The sequence below is a fragment of the Celeribacter sp. SCSIO 80838 genome, from assembly GCF_056498065.1.
Genome location: NZ_JAZKMA010000001.1, coordinates 1,142,881 through 1,158,324, shown reverse-complemented (window position 1 = coordinate 1,158,324; position 15,444 = coordinate 1,142,881). Strand labels below are relative to the sequence as shown.

At 62.7% G+C, this 15,444-nt stretch carries 20 protein-coding genes; 5 read left to right on the top strand and 15 right to left on the bottom strand.

From position 1 onward, the window contains the following. Position 1 precedes the first annotated feature (1 nt). The 7 genes from V1475_RS05655 to def (V1475_RS05625) are packed head-to-tail and all read right to left on the bottom strand — an operon-like array spanning position 2 to position 3,044. Entirely contained in the window at positions 2–139 is a 138-nt protein-coding gene (locus tag V1475_RS05655) for a hypothetical protein (protein WP_479411972.1), read from the bottom strand. Continuing rightward, positions 136–375, bottom strand: a complete 240-nt coding sequence (locus V1475_RS05650) for a GlsB/YeaQ/YmgE family stress response membrane protein (protein WP_479411971.1) — start codon at positions 373–375, stop codon at positions 136–138. The genes V1475_RS05655 and V1475_RS05650 overlap by 4 nt, the downstream gene beginning before the upstream one ends. Positions 376–379: 4 nt before the next feature. Then, entirely contained in the window at positions 380–619 is a 240-nt protein-coding gene (locus V1475_RS05645; protein WP_066707945.1) for a hypothetical protein, read from the bottom strand. A gap of 10 nt (positions 620–629) precedes the next feature. Further along, the gene (gene fmt, locus V1475_RS05640; RefSeq protein WP_479411970.1) at positions 630–1,535 is read right to left on the bottom strand and encodes a methionyl-tRNA formyltransferase; all 906 of its coding nucleotides are present in this window, start codon (positions 1,533–1,535) and stop codon (positions 630–632) included. Beyond that, positions 1,532–2,035, bottom strand: a complete 504-nt coding sequence (gene def, locus V1475_RS05635; protein WP_479411969.1) for a peptide deformylase — start codon at positions 2,033–2,035, stop codon at positions 1,532–1,534. The genes fmt and def (V1475_RS05635) overlap by 4 nt, the downstream gene beginning before the upstream one ends. After that, positions 2,032–2,523 carry a peptide deformylase gene (def, locus tag V1475_RS05630; RefSeq protein ID WP_479411968.1) on the bottom strand — a complete coding sequence of 164 codons (492 nt, stop codon included), beginning with the start codon at positions 2,521–2,523 and terminating at the stop codon, positions 2,032–2,034. Before def (V1475_RS05630) ends, def (V1475_RS05635) begins: the two co-directional genes overlap by 4 nt. Next, positions 2,523–3,044 (bottom strand): peptide deformylase, encoded by a 522-nt coding sequence (def, locus tag V1475_RS05625; RefSeq protein ID WP_479411967.1) that lies wholly within the window; start codon positions 3,042–3,044, stop codon positions 2,523–2,525. The genes def (V1475_RS05630) and def (V1475_RS05625) overlap by 1 nt, the downstream gene beginning before the upstream one ends. A gap of 138 nt (positions 3,045–3,182) precedes the next feature. Between def (V1475_RS05625) and V1475_RS05620 the strand changes: the two genes are divergently transcribed. Next, positions 3,183–4,361 carry a MalY/PatB family protein gene (locus V1475_RS05620; RefSeq protein WP_479411966.1) on the top strand — a complete coding sequence of 393 codons (1,179 nt, stop codon included), beginning with the start codon at positions 3,183–3,185 and terminating at the stop codon, positions 4,359–4,361. On the opposite strand, the gene V1475_RS05615 is transcribed toward V1475_RS05620, so the two are convergent. The 7 genes from V1475_RS05615 to V1475_RS05585 form a co-directional block, all read right to left on the bottom strand. Beyond that, complete coding sequence (locus V1475_RS05615; RefSeq protein ID WP_434289395.1) at positions 4,362–4,709, bottom strand: hypothetical protein; 348 nt, start codon at positions 4,707–4,709, stop codon at positions 4,362–4,364. A 115-nt stretch (positions 4,710–4,824) separates the two neighbouring features. Continuing rightward, the gene (gene cobM / locus V1475_RS05610; RefSeq protein ID WP_479411965.1) at positions 4,825–5,592 is read right to left on the bottom strand and encodes a precorrin-4 C(11)-methyltransferase; all 768 of its coding nucleotides are present in this window, start codon (positions 5,590–5,592) and stop codon (positions 4,825–4,827) included. Next, complete coding sequence (gene cobJ, locus V1475_RS05605; RefSeq protein ID WP_479411964.1) at positions 5,589–7,409, bottom strand: precorrin-3B C(17)-methyltransferase; 1,821 nt, start codon at positions 7,407–7,409, stop codon at positions 5,589–5,591. The genes cobM and cobJ overlap by 4 nt, the downstream gene beginning before the upstream one ends. Then, positions 7,400–8,116: a precorrin-2 C(20)-methyltransferase gene (gene cobI / locus V1475_RS05600; protein WP_479411963.1), complete on the bottom strand. Its 717-nt coding sequence runs from the start codon at positions 8,114–8,116 to the stop codon at positions 7,400–7,402. The genes cobJ and cobI overlap by 10 nt, the downstream gene beginning before the upstream one ends. Then, positions 8,113–9,309 carry a precorrin-6y C5,15-methyltransferase (decarboxylating) subunit CbiE gene (gene cbiE, locus V1475_RS05595; RefSeq protein WP_479411962.1) on the bottom strand — a complete coding sequence of 399 codons (1,197 nt, stop codon included), beginning with the start codon at positions 9,307–9,309 and terminating at the stop codon, positions 8,113–8,115. Before cbiE ends, cobI begins: the two co-directional genes overlap by 4 nt. Further along, entirely contained in the window at positions 9,306–9,944 is a 639-nt protein-coding gene (locus V1475_RS05590) for a precorrin-8X methylmutase (protein WP_479411961.1), read from the bottom strand. The genes cbiE and V1475_RS05590 overlap by 4 nt, the downstream gene beginning before the upstream one ends. Before the next feature lie 3 nt (positions 9,945–9,947). Further along, positions 9,948–11,192, bottom strand: a complete 1,245-nt coding sequence (locus V1475_RS05585; RefSeq protein ID WP_479411960.1) for a sirohydrochlorin chelatase — start codon at positions 11,190–11,192, stop codon at positions 9,948–9,950. Positions 11,193–11,594: 402 nt separating this feature from the next. Between V1475_RS05585 and V1475_RS05580 the strand changes: the two genes are divergently transcribed. Continuing rightward, entirely contained in the window at positions 11,595–12,569 is a 975-nt protein-coding gene (locus V1475_RS05580; protein ID WP_479411959.1) for a glutathione S-transferase family protein, read from the top strand. Between the two features lie 12 nt (positions 12,570–12,581). On the opposite strand, the gene V1475_RS05575 is transcribed toward V1475_RS05580, so the two are convergent. Continuing rightward, positions 12,582–12,947, bottom strand: coding sequence for a response regulator transcription factor (locus V1475_RS05575; RefSeq protein ID WP_479411958.1), 366 nt, complete (start codon positions 12,945–12,947; stop codon positions 12,582–12,584). 186 nt (positions 12,948–13,133) lie between these two features. Here V1475_RS05575 and V1475_RS05570 point away from each other — a divergent pair, with 186 nt between their 5' ends. From V1475_RS05570 to cbiB, 3 genes are read left to right on the top strand one after another with little or no spacing between them, the layout of a single operon-like run. Continuing rightward, positions 13,134–13,541, top strand: a complete 408-nt coding sequence (locus V1475_RS05570; protein ID WP_479411957.1) for a DUF1636 family protein — start codon at positions 13,134–13,136, stop codon at positions 13,539–13,541. Beyond that, a complete protein-coding gene (locus V1475_RS05565) occupies positions 13,538–14,497 on the top strand; it encodes a threonine-phosphate decarboxylase (RefSeq protein WP_479411956.1) in 960 nt (319 codons plus the stop codon). The genes V1475_RS05570 and V1475_RS05565 overlap by 4 nt, the downstream gene beginning before the upstream one ends. Beyond that, on the top strand, positions 14,494–15,396 hold the full coding sequence (cbiB, locus tag V1475_RS05560) for an adenosylcobinamide-phosphate synthase CbiB (RefSeq protein WP_479411955.1): 903 nt from the start codon (positions 14,494–14,496) through the stop codon (positions 15,394–15,396). Before V1475_RS05565 ends, cbiB begins: the two co-directional genes overlap by 4 nt. The last annotated feature ends 48 nt before the right edge of the window (positions 15,397–15,444 follow it).

Below are 15,444 nucleotides of genomic sequence, written 5' to 3'. Positions count from 1 at the left end.
CTCAGGCCTTGATGTACCATGTCGCCGCCACCGCAAGGCAACAGGCAACGAACCAACCGCCGGGGCGGAACATGAGCCAAAGCCCGAGGCCGAAGAGAATCCGCGCGATCATGCCGGGAACGGAGAGAAGCCAGATCATTTGCGGGCCCTCAAGGCTTTCCACGCCCAGATCAAAGCCATCGCGCCTAAGATCGCGCCGACGAATCCCGCCGCCACCCCCGACAACATCAGGAGAAACCGGAGCACCAGCCCACCAATCAAGGCGCCCAGCATTCCGATGACCACGGTGGTGATCAGATCGGTTTTCAGATCCATGATGCGGGTGGCGACAAAGCCCGCCGCCGCGCCGACGATGATCAGGAAGAGAACCGGCATCGGATCAGCGCCTCCGCCAATGGGTCGGCACGATGAGCAGCGCGCCGATCGAGGAGGCGATGGCATTCAGCCCCGGAGACCCAAACCCAATGCCGAACATCAACCGGATGAAATAGGCGAGAAACGCGCCACCAACGCAGATGATGATTGAGGGCAGGATGCCATTGCGAGTGAAGCCGGTCCGCTCGCTGGCGTAGCCGACGATGCCCGCGATCACGATAGTGCCGATCATCACTGGAAACATGGCGTTGCCCTCACTCGAACCGGCTGCCCTCCGGCAGATCCAGCCCTTTCAAAATCTCCGCCACCGGCATAGCACGTTTGCCCTCGCGCTGCGCGGTGAGAATTTCGACCGCGTCGTCGCCGCAGGCGATGGTGAAGCTGCCAATCACCTCGCCGGGCATACCCGCGCCCTCAGTGACGCGCGACATATGGAATTTGATCCGTTCCCCGTTCAGCGTGGCCCATGCGCCCGGAAAGGGCGAGAGGCCGCGGATTTGCCGGTCGATCTCGGCGGCAGGGCGGGTCCAGTCGATATGCGCCTCGGATTTGTCGATTTTCTTGGCGTAGGTCACACCCTCGTCGGACTGAGGTTCTGGCGTAAGCTGTCCCAAGGCGTCCAACGCCACTGTGATCGCATCCGCGCCCATCTCGGACAGACGGTCGTGCAAGAGCGCGGTGGTGTCCTCCGACGTGATCTCTGTTTCCTGCCGCAAGAGAACGGGGCCAGTGTCGAGCCCCGCCTCCATCTGCATGATGCAGACGCCGGTTTTGCCGTCGCCCTCAAGGATCGCGCGATGGATCGGTGCGGCCCCGCGCCAACGCGGCAGGAGAGAGGCATGGATGTTGAGACAGCCACGCTTCGGCGCATTGAGAATGCTTTGCGGCAGCAGGAGGCCATAGGCCACAACCACGGCGATCTCGGCGTTCAGCCCCGCGAAGTCGGCGACATCGGCCGGGTCTTTGAAATTCACCGGATGGCGCACCGGCAGGCCCAGCTCTTCGGCACGGGCCTGAACGGGCGTCGGGCGATCTTTCTTGCCCCGACCCGCCGGACGCGGCGGCTGGCAATAGACGCAGGCGATCTCATGGCCCGCCTCGACCAGCGCGTCGAGCACCGGAACCGAAAACTCGGGGCTGCCCATGAAGATCACTCTCATTTCATCGCTCCGGCTTTCTTGGCCTTTTTCAGGAACATCTGACGTTTCACCGGCTTCAAGTTGTCGAAATACATCTTGCCGTTCAGGTGGTCGATCTGGTGCTGCACCGAAGTCGCCCAGAGGCCGACGAAATCGCGCTCTTCCACCTCGCCCGCCTCGTTGAGAAACCGCACGGTGACAGCGCGCGGGCGGGAGATCACGGCGGACATGCCGGGCAGGTTCGGCGAGGCTTCCTCGTGTTCGCGCGGCTGCACGGAGGCGTGCAGCACTTCGGGATTGGCAAGTTTGATCGCCTTGCCACGCTCCTCCGAACAATCGACCACGGCCAATTGTTGCATCACGCCGATCTGCGGCCCGGCGAGGCCATAGCCCGGCATGGCGTCCATGGTCTCGACCATATCGGCCCAGATGGCGCGGATCTCGTCGGTGATCGCCTCGACCGGCGGCACCTTGGTTTTCAGCCGCTTGTCGGGATAGGGCAAGAAGGGACGAATGGTCATGCGTAAATCTCCTCAAGACGGGCGCGGGTTTTCGCATCGAGCCGGTCGAAATGCACCAACCCGTCGAGATGGTCGTATTCGTGCTGAATGATGCGCGCCTCGACCCCGTTCATCTCGCGCGTGTGGCGCAGACCGTCGAGATCGGTCCATGAGAGCGTGATGCGCGCAGGGCGGGTGACGGTCGCGGTGATGCCGGGGATCGAAAGACAGCCTTCGTCCATCTCGCAAGTGTCCTCGGACAGGGCCGTGATCTCGGGATTAATTGCGACGAGAGGGGATTTCTCCCCTTCCTTCCAAGTCGCATCCATCACGAAAAGCCGCAGCATTGCGCCAACCTGCGGCCCTGCGAGGCCCCGACCGGGGGCGTTATACATCGTGTCGAACATGTCGGAAACGAGCGTGCGAATGTCGTCCGTGATGTCATCCACCGGCGCGCAGGACGTGCTCAGCCGCGCATCCGGCCAAAGCAGAATCTCGCGCAAAGCCATCAGAGACGGGCCTTCTCGCGTTTGAGCTTCTGCATCTTGCGGGTGATCATCTGACGCTTGAGCGGCTTGAGATAGTCGATGAACAGAACCCCGTCCAAATGGTCGATCTCATGCTGAACGCAGGTGGCCCACAATTCGTCGAACTCCTGTTCGTGCGACTTGCCTTCGACATCCTGCCAGCTGACACGGACCATTTTCGGGCGCTCCACATCGGCATATTGGCCGGGAATCGACAGACAGCCCTCCTCATAGACGTTCCGCTCGTCGCTTTTCCACGTCACCTCGGGATTCACCAGAACCATCGGTTCCGGCCCGGATTTCGTGTCCTTGGCGCAGTCCATCACCAAGAGGCGCTTGAGCAGCCCGACCTGCGGCGCGGCCAGACCGATACCCGGCGCATCGTACATGGTCTCGAGCATATCGTCGGCAAAACGCGCGAGATCCTTGTCGAACTCGGTGACAGGATCGCAGTGCTTTTTGAGGCGCGGGTCGGGATGAATGAGGATCGGTTTCAGTGTCATGAGATGCATGTAATCCCTGCGCCGATGCCGCGCAACTGTGCAGCACCGAAAACGCGCAGCCCCATCGGCAGGATTTTCGGTTTTCCTTCGACCAAGGGGACGATTAGGCTCGCGGGCAATGATTTCAGGGAGCCTTCCATGACCAATCCGCTGTTCGACCCGATCATCAACCGCTTCGGCACCCATTGCGCCAAATGGGATATGATGGAAAAGATCTATGGCGTTCCCGCCGAGGATGGCATCGCAATGTGGGTCGCGGATATGGACTTCCGCCCACCGACCGCCGTGCAACAGGCACTGGAGAACATGGCGGCGCATGGTGTCTACGGCTATTTCGGCGATGAGAGCGCGTACCACGCCGCGATCCAGTGGTGGATGAAAACCCGTCATGGCTGGACGATCGACCCGGCGTGGATTTTCACCACCCATGGGTTGGTGAACGGCACGGCGCTATGCATCGATGCGTTTACCAATCCGGGGGATGGGGTCGTCCTTATGACACCTGTCTACCACGCGTTTCATCGGGTCATCAAAGCCGCCGGTCGCGAGATCGTCGAATGCCCTCTGGCGCTCGACGGCGGCAAATATGTCATGGATTTCGACGCTTGGGACAGGATCATGACCGGCAAGGAAACCATGCTTGTGCTCTGCTCACCGCACAATCCGGGCGGGCGCGTCTGGACCCGCGCGGAGCTGGAGGGCGTGGCTGCGTTCTGCAAACGCCACAACCTTATCCTCGTGTCCGACGAAATTCACCACGATCTGGTGATGCCCGGTCATACCCACACGCCGATGGCCCTGATCGAAGGGATCGAAGACCGGCTGATCATGATGTCGGCGACGACGAAGACCTTTAACATCGCCGGGACGCATTCCGGCAATGTGATCATCGCCGACGCGAAACTGCGCGCCAAATTCGCCTCCCGCATGGCGGCGCTTGGCATTTCGGCAAACTCTTTCGGTCTTGAAATGGCCACCGCCGCCTATAGCCCGGAAGGGGCCGTCTGGGTCGATGAGCTGGTCGCTTACCTCGATGGCAACCGCCAGATTTTCGATGCCGCCATTGCCGAGATCCCGGGTCTGACGTCCATGCCGTTGGAGGCCACCTATCTCGCCTGGGTCGATTTCTCCGGCACCGGCATGTCGCGCGAAGAGTTCACCGCGCGGGTCGAGAAAACCGCGCATATCGCGCCGAACCACGGGCCGACCTTCGGCAAGGGCGGTGAGCTTTACCTGCGGTTCAATCTTGCCACACCGCGCAGCCTTGTCGAAACCGCCTGTTCCCGCCTCAAGGAGGCGTTCAGCGATCTTCAGTGATCAGCGCGGCAAAAGTGCGACCGGCGCGTCATCGGGCCGGTCGTAATCCAAAGGCGGCTTCTCGGCAGCACAGGTCGCGCGCTTGAACTCGAAACTCATCTCGTGATCCTCTTCCATAGAGGCCACGATCAGCGCCTGATACAGATGTTTCGACCCGTCGAAGACATCGACCAGCCCGCGCAGATGATCGGCATTGTCACGATCCAGCGCAAAGCCATTGTCCCATGTCCGCAGGATCGGATAGGTCGCATCGCCGACCTTCACCCGGAGCCGCGACCGTTTCTTCAGGTCACGTTTGCGCGCCAGTTCGAGCCCCTCAAGCACCTCTTTCGGCAAAACATCGGTCATGTCATCCTCCGTGACGGTCGTCCTGTGATAAGGATGGCACGGGATTGGTTTGCGTCAAGTTAACGTTAACGGCAGTTTCGCGCCTGAGGGCCAAACGTCACCCGATTGCCGCAGATTACCCTTTCACCCGGGGCCGCAAGACATGTGGCATGGCCGGATCGTAAAGCGCAGAGTCCTTGAAATCCGCCACCTCGCCAAGCGCAGGCCCCACGAGAATCAGAGCCGTACGCGTGATCTTGGCCGCCCGGACCTTTTCGTGAATGTCTGACAGCGTGCCCCGGATCAGCGTCTGATCCGGCCAGCCGACCCGATAGGCCACCGCCACCGGACAGTCAGCGCCATAATGCGGCGCAAGCTGGCGCTCGATTTCGCGCAGGTTGCGAATGCCGAGATGAATGGCGAGTGTCGCGCCGGTACGCGCGAAATTCTCAAGCGTTTCACCCGCGGGCATGGAGGTGGATTTCATCGAAACCCGCGTCAAAACGATGCTCTGCGCGATCTCCGGAATGGTCAACTCCTGCCCCAGCGCCGCAGCTGCCGCGGCATAGGCGGGGACACCCGGAATGATCTCATAGGGAATACCATCGGCCCTCAAACGGCGAATCTGTTCGGCAATGGCACCATAGAGAGAGGGATCTCCGCTGTGCACACGCGCGACATTGAAGCCATTTTCATGTGCCACTTTGATTTCAGCGTGGGTTTCATCCAGCGTCATAGGGGCAGTATCAAGCACCCGCGCCCCCTCAGGGGCACAGCCGACAACCTCCGGCGGCACCAGAGACCCGGCGTAAAGACAGACCGGACATTGACCGATGATCCGCTCCGCCTTTTTCGTCAAAAGCTCCGGATCGCCGGGACCAGCGCCGATGAAATAGACCGTCATTGCATGTCCTCCAGATGGCGGTTGCCGACGCCTTGTAAATCGCCGTCGATGCGGCGGGCATAACCGCGCGGCGTGAACATCCTCGGGCCTTCGCCAAGATGCACCAAACGTGTGTTGGACGACCCGACCAGCACGACGGTGAGCATATCCACCTCATCGACCTCAAGCGCATCGAGACGCCGGTAGCGCACATATTCCGTCGAGCGCCCGAGGTTCGAAGCCAGCATGACGGGCGTGTCCGCCGGGCGGTGTTTCAACAAGATCTCTCGCGCTTCGGCCAGAAGCGTGCGGCGCTTTTTCGAGACGGGGTTGTAGAAGGCGATGACGAAATCGCCCTCGGCGGCGGCTTTGAGGCGGCGCAGGATGTCGTCGCGCGGGGTCAGCAAGTCCGACAGAGAGATCGCGCAGAAATCATGGCCCAAGGGTGCCCCGGCCCGCGCCGCAGCGCCTTGCAGCGCCGACACGCCCGGAGAGCAGATCACCTCAACCCGGCGCGCGGCATCTGAGACACCGTGGTCTTCCGGCTTGCGGTCGAGCAATTCGAAAACCAGCGCGCCCATGGCATAGATACCTGCATCGCCGGAGCAGACCAGCGCGACAGTCTTGCCTTTCGCCGCTTGCTCAAGCGCGTAACGGCAGCGATCCTCTTCGCCGCCCAGCGGGAAATCGCTGCGGATTTTGCCAGCGGCGAGCGGACCGAGAAGATCAATATAAAGGCCATAACCGACCAGTTCGTCGGCTTCCGAGATTAATTTCGACACTTCCGGCGTACGCCAGCTCGCCTGCCCCGGCCCGATGCCGACGACCGAAAGCCGACCTCTGGCGCGGCCTTTCAGCGTTGTGAGCGGCGCCTCCGAACGGGTCAGCGCACAGGTCGTGTTCGCTGTCTTACGCTTCTCCGCAAACAGCGTTCCCCCCGCCGCCAAGGCCGCGCCTTCCGCGACGCCATGACAGCCGACCTCGGCGAAAACGACCTCCGACGGGTTGGCCAGACGGTCGGCTTGCGCCTCCAGCTCCGCCGCCGTGAAAAGCCGCAAAGGCACGCCAAGCCGCGTCGCCAAAACATTCATCGCCGGTTCGTCCGCCTTCAGATCAATGGTGTTGACCGAGGCAATCGCCCCAAGCGCAACCCCTTGATCCGAAAGCATATCCGAGACGTTTTGCCAAAGCTCTTCCGGGTCGGCATTGCGCGCGCAGCCGACGCCGAGGGCGTAGCGTTGCGGATGATAGACGAGGCGTTTCGGTCCCGGCGGGTCAGGCGTTTCGGTCACCGACAACACCACCTCCCCGCCCTGATCTGTCAGCTCGAAAATGTTCTCCCCCTCAAGGGAAACGCCCTCCCCGGCCAGCAGCGCCGCCATGGCAGATTTGGCGTTTTCCGGGTTTGCGAGGCGATAGCCCAAGGGCGGTTCGTCCAGTGCGATGCCAAGCGCTACGTCTCCGGCGGTGGTGATTGCGGCTTTGGCATCAAGGAGTTGCGCGATCTGTTGCGCCAGACGATTGGCACCGTGATGGCCGCCGAGGAGGGGCACGACGACGGAGCCGTCATCGGAAACGGAGATCACCGGCGGCTCGGTCGTCTTGTCGTTCAAAAGCGGCGCGACGGCGCGGATCAGGATGCCGGAGGCGCAAACGCCGATCACTGGAATACCCGCCGCGAAGAGGTCGCGCACATGGTCTAAGGCATTGGGAAAGCTTATCTTTGCGCTGGTGCGACCTTCCCGGCCATGCAGTTCTGCGCCGAGAGCGACGGAGATTTTTGCGGCGGTTGTCTCGCCAGACGCGCTCAGCGCCACGACAACAGGGGTCACAGCCATGGATCGGCCCCTTTCACAATGAGGATCATGGAAAAATACGGTGCTTTTTCAGGTGCTTGCGCGAGCGGCAAGATCGTTTCATCCGGGGTGGATGCGCGCTCGATATAGACCGCTTTGTCGGTCAGCCCGGCCGCCTCAATCACGCTGCGAACAGCTTTGAGATGACGCCCGAGTTTCATCACCACAAGGGTGTCACAGGGCGGTAGGATTTGCGTCGGATTTGTGTCGGACAAACGTCGGGCAAGTTCCGGCGCGGGGAGGATGGTCACGACCTCGTTGCGCGCAGCGAGCGGCAGGCCCGCGACGGCGGCGCAACTCATGACGGAGCTGACGCCGGGGACCACCTCGACCGGATAATCGGCGCGCAGACGGGCGTAAAGATACATGAAGGAGCCGTAGAAAAACGGATCGCCTTCACACAACACGACCACGTCATGACCGACGTCCAGTTCGGCTCGGATGGCGACGGCCCCGAAATCGTAGGCGGCCTGCGCCGGGGCGCGGTCGACGGTCATGGGAATGTCCATGACGATCTCGCGCGTGTCTTGCGCGATGTGACCCGCCGCGATGGAGCGGGCGAACGAGTTGCCGCCGGCAAGCGTCGGATAGGCGATGACTTTCGCGCCTCCAATGAGGCGCGCCGCTTTGAGAGTCATCAACTCGGGATCGCCGGGGCCGAGACCGACGCCGTAGAGTGTTCCGGTCATTTCGTGAGGCTCCATTGCGTGACGGGCATGAAGGGTTTCCAGCCCGAGAGGCTGCCGACGGGTTTGGCGCGGGACACCGAGAGGCGAGAAAGGTCGCCGCCAAATTCGCTGCGCAGCGCAAGGAGCATGGCCTCACCCTCCAGCGTCACCGCATTGGCGACGAGACGCCCGTGCGGCTTGAGCGCGGCAAGGGCAATCTCGACCACCTCACGCGTGAGGCCGCCGCCGATGAACACCGCATCGGGAGCGGGCAGATCGGCGAGACCGCCGGGTGCTTTGGCGTCGATGAGTTTGAGCGCGGGGGCACCAAGCGCCAAGGCGTTCTGTGCCGCCAGAGTGCGACGGTCGGCACGGTGCTCGATCCCGATGGCACGGGCATCGCAGGCGGCGCGCATCCATTCGATGGCGACGGAGCCGGAGCCGCAACCGATGTCCCAGAGCAGACCGCCGCGCACCGGGCCGAGTTTGGCGAGGGTCACGGCGCGGACCTCTTGCTTGGTCATGTTGCCGTCTGAGACAAATGCATGGTCCGGGAGGCCGAAACGAGGAAGCAGCGTTGCGCCCTCTTCCGCGATCAGCTCGACGGCGAGCGTGTGGAACTCCGGCACCTCATATGACCAGTCGGCGGCGGTGCCGTCAAAGCGCGCCTCCTCTGTTCCGCCCATATGCGCGAGCACTGTCATGCGAGAAGGCGCAAAGCCCCGATCTCGCAAAATTTGCGCAACTTTTGATGGGCTTTCTGATCCTTTTGTCAAAATCAGCAATTGCTGCGATGCAGCAATGAAGGGAATGACCTGCTCCGCCGGGCGACCGTGAATGGTCAGGGTTTCGCAATCGGCAAGCGACCAGCCCATGCGACAGGCGGCGAGTTGGAAGGCGGAAAGCTGGGGGTGATAGAGGATTTCGGAAGGGTCGAGTTCGCGACCGATCCGGGCACCGACCGAGTACCAGAGCGGATCGCCCGTGGCGAGCACGGCGACGCGACGCCCACGCAGGGATTTCAGATCGGAGATCAGCGCATCGAAGGGCGAGGGCCAGGCGCGGCGCTCGGCGGTCAGAGACGACGTCAACCCATGATGGCGCTCTGCACCGAAGATCACCTCTGCGTCTTCGAGCACGGCGCGGGTGGCGGGGGCGAGGCTGTCGAGACCGTTGTCGCCGATACCGATGACATGGAGCCAGGGCGCGCTCATTCGCCGATCTCCGGCAGACCGACGGCAAGCGCGTTGACGGCGGCGGAGGCGATGGCCGATCCGCCGCGCCGCCCGCGGAGCGCGATGAATTCGCAACCGCGCGGATTGGCGGCAAGCTCGGCCTTGGATTCGGCGGCACCGACGAAACCGACCGGAAAGCCGAGGATCAGAACGGGTTTGGGAAAGCCCTGTTCGATCCGCTCCAGAAGGTGGAACAGCGCGGTGGGGGCATTGCCGATGGCAACGACAGCCCCTTCGAGATGGGGTTCCCAGAGATCGACGGCGGCGGCGGAGCGGGTGGTACCGATCTCTTTGGCGCGTTCCGGCACGGTGGGAGCGTTGAGCGTGACGATCACCTCGTTGCCCGCCGGGAGATAGCGCCGGATGATCCCGGCCCCGGCCATTTCGCAATCGCAGAGGATCGGCGCGCCCGCTACGAGCGCCGCGTGTCCGGCAGCGTAAGCGTTTGGCGAATAGGCCAGACGATCCGCCACCTCGACCATGCCACAGGCGTGGATCAGGCGGATCGCGAGGCGCTCCATGCCCGGGTCGAACCGGTCCAGCCGGGCCTCCCGCCGGACGGTCGCGAAACTCTGGGCATAGATCGCCTGCGGGTCCTTTTCATAAGGGCGCATGGCTCAGCCTTTGGGTTTGCGCGCGGATTCGGGGCCGAGCGGGTGGTTGGCGTGCGGATAGACCGGGTGGTGGTGATCGTGGGCATGTTCGTGGTGGTGGTGACCGTGATCATGCGGATGGTCATGATGGTGGTGATGGCCGTGATCGCCATGGTGATGATGATCATGATGACGATCCGCCGCCTCAAGCCGACACAGGCCCGTGCAGAACGTGTCGCAGAGCGTGCAATCGGCCACGTTGGAGCCGGGCGCAGAGGCGCCCTGCCCCTCGACATGGTGGTGATGACTTTCCTGCACCGCGCCCACCTCGGCCTCAAACCCGATCACCTCGGTGCGGTATTTGCACAGGACACAGGTCGGCGGCGGTGTGTGGGAGAAGGCCGGGTGTTGGCGATCCTCCGGGCGGATGTGATGGTGGTGGCCGTGTTCAAGCGCGAGCACCTGTTCACGATAAGCGCAGATGCCGCAATTCGGGATCGGCGTGTCATGATCCTGTTCGAGCACCCGTTCGGCGAAGGTTTCGAGAACTTTCAGGTGGTCGTTCAGGTAGCCCGCCTTGACGAACTGGATGTCGGGATGTTCGGCGGCGACCTGATCGGTGAAGCCGTAGATGCGGTCGATCAGGATGCCGGTGAAGAGGAAATAGGGGAAGACAATGACGCGTTTGTAGCCGAGCTTCGCGACATGTTGCAGGCAGGGTTCGACGAGCGGGAAGGTGACGCCGGAATAGCCGATTTCGCACCAGCCGAACCCCATGCCTTCCCAAAGAAGGCGCGCGATCTTGGCGACATTGGCATTGGCGTCCGGGTCGGAGGCACCGCGCCCGATGACCACGAGACAGGTCTCATGGAGAGGCAACTCCCCGAGGGTGGCATTGGCGCGGTCGACTGCGTCTTGCACACGACCTGCGGCGGCGGCGATCATTTTGGGATCGACGCCCAGTTCGCGGCCATAGGAGACCTCGATCCCGTGTTTGGCAGCATAGGTGTTGAGCACCGTCGGGATGTCGTTTTTCGCATGCATGGCGGCGAAGAGCATGCCCGGCACGGCGAGGATGCGATCGCATCCGGCCTCGCGCAGACGGTCGAGACCGTCACGCAGCACGGGGTTGGCGAATTCCAGATAGCCGTAGTCCACAAGCCAGTCGGCGGGCAGCAATTCGGGGAGTTTCTTTGCCAGAACGGCAAACTCGTCCACGGCGGCCTGGCTGCGCGAGCCATGGCCACAAATCATCACACCGGTTTTCATGGATCAGCCCCTTTGCCCTGCGGAAGGAAGGCTCTCGGCGGCGGACGGGCGACTCGCGTCGGAAAATGGGCCGAAGAGATGGGTGAACGGGGCGAGACGATATGTCATGGCAAGTCCTTGTCTTTGGCCCTTTTGGGGCCGTCCAAAAAATCAAGGAGGCTGGGACGTCTGACGATGCTGCGCGTGATCCCCGGATTGGGTCGATCCGCCACTGCCAACCTCTCTGGTCCCGTGTCGGGACGTCGTCATGGCCTATCTATAGGCAGGCTCCCCATGTCGCGCAAATGCTTTCGCCTCCCCCCCCGTCACTCTGTGCAACTGCGCACCATCAATGCGCTCGCAGGCCTGTTTGCACAGAAGCCCAAAATGGTTAGGTCGGTCCCGAACACAAAGGAGACCCCGATGGGCTATCTGCAAGACGGCATCTGGCATGACCAGTGGTACGACACCAAATCCTCCGGTGGCCGGTTCCAGCGGACCACCACCGGATTTCGCAACTGGATCACCCCGGACGGCGCGCCGGGGCCTTCGGGCACAGGCGGCTTCGCGGCGGAAAGCGGGCGCTATCACCTCTATGTCTCCTATGCCTGCCCCTGGGCGCACCGGACGCTGATCTTTCGCGCGCTCAAAGGGCTTGAGGATCATATTTCCGTCTCGGTCGTGCATCCGGACATGCTCAAGGACGGCTGGACCTTTGCCACGGATTTCGAAGGCGCCACCGGCGACACGCTTTTGGGCAAGCGCTTCCTGCGCGAGATTTATACCGAGGCAGCGCCGCAGATGTCGGGCCGCGTGACGGTGCCGATCCTTTGGGACAAACACCGCAACACCATCGTCTCCAACGAATCCGCCGAAATCATCCGCATGTTCAATTCGGCCTTTGACGGCATCACCGGCAACACGCTCGATTTCTGGCCCGAAGATCTGCGCGCGGAGATCGAGACCCTGAACGCCCGCATCTACGACACGGTCAACAACGGCGTCTACAAGGCCGGGTTCGCCACCACGCAGGCGGCCTATGACGAGGCCATCGGCCCGCTGTTCGACAGTCTCGACTGGCTCGAAGGTCTTCTTGCGGACAACCGTTACCTCACCGGGGACCGTGTGACCGAAGCCGACTGGCGGCTGTTCACCACGTTGGTGCGCTTCGACAAGGTCTATCACACGCATTTCAAATGCAATCGGCGGATGTTGAAGGAGTACCCGAACCTCTGGGGCTACACGCGGGAGCTTTATCAGATGCCCGGCGTGCGCGAGACGACGCATTTCGATCATATCGTGCGGCACTATTACTATAGCCACGACACGATCAATCCGAACCGGATCGTGCCGGTCACGCCCGATCTGGAGTTCGATGCGCCGCACGGGCGGAGGTAAACGCCAAAACGCTCAGGAGGCCGTCTTGCCGTAATGCTCCACCATGGCGGTCAGATCTTCCGGATCGACTTCCTTCGGCAGAAAGGCGCAGGCATTGGCCACATGCTGAAAGATCGAACCGTCGGAGAAGAAGCTCGAATTGGTGGTGAAGATCACGCGCGTGTCCGGGTGGCGATAATTGGCATAATCGGCAATGGCAAAGGCAGAGCCTTCGTTCAGGACCAGATCGAGCACAATGAGGTCGGGGGCGGAGCTTTGCAGCTTCTGAATCGCCTCTTCCTGCCCCGTCACGAGCGCCACGGTCATACCGTGACGTTCCAGATGGCGTTGCCAGACGCGCCCGACCTCCGGGCTGCTTTCGACGATCAATACCTGCATGTTTCTTATTGCCTCCGGCCCCTGCCGCAAGCTGCTCCGCTCAACGTTGTTTGACGATTTCCGGCTTCGATAGCATACCCTAACGAAGCATGAACGGCAGGGTCAATCAGGCCCGTCGCCGCAGCACAGCATAAAAAGCTAAGATTTTATCTTGCACTCTGTACAGGCTGCGGCAAAACACGATGCATGACAGAGAGCACACCCATTTCCGCACCGACATGGATCACGATTTGCGAAGGCTGCAAGCGCGCCGACTGGGCGGAGCGCGGTGAGTCGCAGACCGATGGCGCGCGGCTGGCCGACGCCATCGAACGCCGGGCCGATCCGGCGGGGATCAAAACCCGGCGGGTGAGCTGCACCATGGGCTGCGAACGGGCCTGCAACGTGATCGTGCAAGGCGCAGGAAAAATCGGCTATTCCCTTGGAACATTTGACGGAACCGAGGCAGACGCGGAGGCCATCGTGGCCTATGCGCGGATGCATGCGGACTCCGCCACAGGTCAGGTGCCGTTCCGCGACTGGCCGCAGGGGGTGAAGGGACATTTCGTCTCGCGGCAACTGCCTTTGCCGACCGAAAAGGATGACGAGACATGAGTCACCGGCGCGATCATGGCGGTGGGCTGGACGCCGCGGTGGCCCGATGGGGCGGGGAGAAAGCCGACTGGATCGACCTCTCGACCGGGATCAATCCGACGCCTTATCCCGTCGGCGACATTCCGCTAAACGCCTGGACGGCGCTTCCGGATGCTGCGGCGCAGGATGCGCTGGTGCAGGCGGCGCGCGGGTTCTGGCAGGTGCATCATGGCGCCGCCGTGCTGGCCGCGCCGGGCGCGTCGAGCCTGATTGCGCGCCTGCCTGCGCTCTGGCCGAAAGGCAGAGTGGAGATCCAGCCGCCGACCTATAACGAACATGCCGGGGCGTTTGGGGCGCAGGGCTGGGAGGTGATGACCTCGGACCCGACGCGCAAGGCCAGTGTCTCGGTCGCGGTGCATCCGAACAACCCGGACGGGCGGCTGTGGCGGGACGAGGAATTCACCGCCCCCGTGACGATCATCGACGAGAGTTTCTGTGATGTGATGCCGGAGGAGAGCCATATCGCGCGAGTGCGGGACGGGCGCACCATTGTGCTCAAGAGCTTTGGCAAGTTCTGGGGGCTGGCGGGGGTACGGCTCGGCTTTGCCATCGGCGCACCGGATCTGATCGACCGTCTGGCGTCTCTGATCGGGCCATGGGCGGTATCGGGACCGGCGCTTGCCATCGGCACGGCGGCGTTGAACGATCCGGTGTGGGCGATCCGCACGCGGATCAGACTGGCGCAGGAGGCGGCGCATCTCGACGAGATGATGGAGGCCAAAGGCGCGAAACTCGTGGGTGGCACCACATTGTTCCGGCTTTACGATGTGGGCGATGCCCATACGGTGCAGACCCGTCTGGCCGAGCATCATGTCTGGTCGCGGCTTTTTCCCTATTCCCGTCGCTGGCTGCGGCTTGGCCTGCCGCCCTTCGAGCGTTGGGGGCAATTGGAAGCCGCTTTGGAGCACGCGCTGTGAGCACCGCGCTGGCGCTTTGCCTGGCCATGGTGCTGGACGCTGTGTTCGGGGAACCGAAATGGCTTTGGGACCGGGTGCCGCATCCGGCGGTGCTGATGGGGCGGTTGATCGGCGGGGCGGATCGGCGGTTCAATTGCGGTGCGGCGCGCAAGGCCAAGGGCATTCTTTTGGTGATCGTGCTGGTGATCGAGGCGGCGGCGCTGGGGCTTGTGCTGCGGCAAATTCCCTTGGTTGAAATCCTGCTCGGTGCGGTGCTTTTGGCGCAGAAATCGCTGGTCGAGCATGTGAAGGCCGTGGCGCGCGGCCTGGAGCGCTCTCTGGCGGAGGGGCGTTATGCCGTGTCGATGATCGTCGGTCGGGACACCTCAGAGCTGGACGAAGCCGCCGTGGCGCGCGGGGCCATCGAGTCGGCGGCGGAGAATTTTTCCGACGGGGTGATCGCCCCTGCGTTTTGGTTCCTCGTCGCGGGTTTGCCGGGGATTCTCGTTTATAAAGTGGTGAACACCGGTGACAGCATGATCGGCTATCGCACAGAACGGCATCGGGAGTTCGGCTGGGCTGCGGCAAGGCTCGACGATGTGCTTAATCTGATCCCCGCGCGGCTGACCGCGCTTTTGCTGTTTCCATGGGACAAGCCCCTGTCGCTCTGGCGGGAGATCGTCACCGAGGCGCGTCGGCACCGGTCGCCCAATGCCGGGTGGCCCGAGGCCGCTTTGTCGCGCAGTCTTGGCGTCGCGCTCTCCGGTCCCCGCGCCTATCACGGCGAAATGCGCGACTATCCATGGGTCAATCCGAACGGTCGCGAGGCCACGCCCCGCGACATCGACGCCGCCTGTGCGCGGCTCTGGGCCGCTTGGGCCTTTGTCCTGATCTGCGTCGCCGTTCTGTCATTTGCGTGACGCCGCGCGCCCCGCTATCGTGCCCTCAACATGACTTTAAAAGGTAAA

Excerpts from the sequence above, each read along its gene's own strand:
- V1475_RS05655 (WP_479411972.1), bottom strand. The coding sequence starts at position 139 with ATGATCTGGCTTCTCTCCGTTCCCGGCATGATCGCGCGGATTCTCTTC.
- V1475_RS05650 (WP_479411971.1), bottom strand. The coding sequence starts at position 375 with ATGCCGGTTCTCTTCCTGATCATCGTCGGCGCGGCGGCGGGCTTTGTC.
- V1475_RS05645 (WP_066707945.1), bottom strand. The coding sequence starts at position 619 with ATGTTTCCAGTGATGATCGGCACTATCGTGATCGCGGGCATCGTCGGC.
- fmt (WP_479411970.1), bottom strand. The coding sequence starts at position 1,535 with ATGAGAGTGATCTTCATGGGCAGCCCCGAGTTTTCGGTTCCGGTGCTC.
- def (WP_479411969.1), bottom strand. The coding sequence starts at position 2,035 with ATGACCATTCGTCCCTTCTTGCCCTATCCCGACAAGCGGCTGAAAACC.
- def (WP_479411968.1), bottom strand. The coding sequence starts at position 2,523 with ATGGCTTTGCGCGAGATTCTGCTTTGGCCGGATGCGCGGCTGAGCACG.
- def (WP_479411967.1), bottom strand. The coding sequence starts at position 3,044 with ATGACACTGAAACCGATCCTCATTCATCCCGACCCGCGCCTCAAAAAG.
- V1475_RS05620 (WP_479411966.1), top strand. The coding sequence starts at position 3,183 with ATGACCAATCCGCTGTTCGACCCGATCATCAACCGCTTCGGCACCCAT.
- V1475_RS05615 (WP_434289395.1), bottom strand. The coding sequence starts at position 4,709 with ATGACCGATGTTTTGCCGAAAGAGGTGCTTGAGGGGCTCGAACTGGCG.
- cobM (WP_479411965.1), bottom strand. The coding sequence starts at position 5,592 with ATGACGGTCTATTTCATCGGCGCTGGTCCCGGCGATCCGGAGCTTTTG.
- cobJ (WP_479411964.1), bottom strand. The coding sequence starts at position 7,409 with ATGGCTGTGACCCCTGTTGTCGTGGCGCTGAGCGCGTCTGGCGAGACA.
- cobI (WP_479411963.1), bottom strand. The coding sequence starts at position 8,116 with ATGACCGGAACACTCTACGGCGTCGGTCTCGGCCCCGGCGATCCCGAG.
- cbiE (WP_479411962.1), bottom strand. The coding sequence starts at position 9,309 with ATGAGCGCGCCCTGGCTCCATGTCATCGGTATCGGCGACAACGGTCTC.
- V1475_RS05590 (WP_479411961.1), bottom strand. The coding sequence starts at position 9,944 with ATGCGCCCTTATGAAAAGGACCCGCAGGCGATCTATGCCCAGAGTTTC.
- V1475_RS05585 (WP_479411960.1), bottom strand. The coding sequence starts at position 11,192 with ATGAAAACCGGTGTGATGATTTGTGGCCATGGCTCGCGCAGCCAGGCC.
- V1475_RS05580 (WP_479411959.1), top strand. The coding sequence starts at position 11,595 with ATGGGCTATCTGCAAGACGGCATCTGGCATGACCAGTGGTACGACACC.
- V1475_RS05575 (WP_479411958.1), bottom strand. The coding sequence starts at position 12,947 with ATGCAGGTATTGATCGTCGAAAGCAGCCCGGAGGTCGGGCGCGTCTGG.
- V1475_RS05570 (WP_479411957.1), top strand. The coding sequence starts at position 13,134 with ATGACAGAGAGCACACCCATTTCCGCACCGACATGGATCACGATTTGC.
- V1475_RS05565 (WP_479411956.1), top strand. The coding sequence starts at position 13,538 with ATGAGTCACCGGCGCGATCATGGCGGTGGGCTGGACGCCGCGGTGGCC.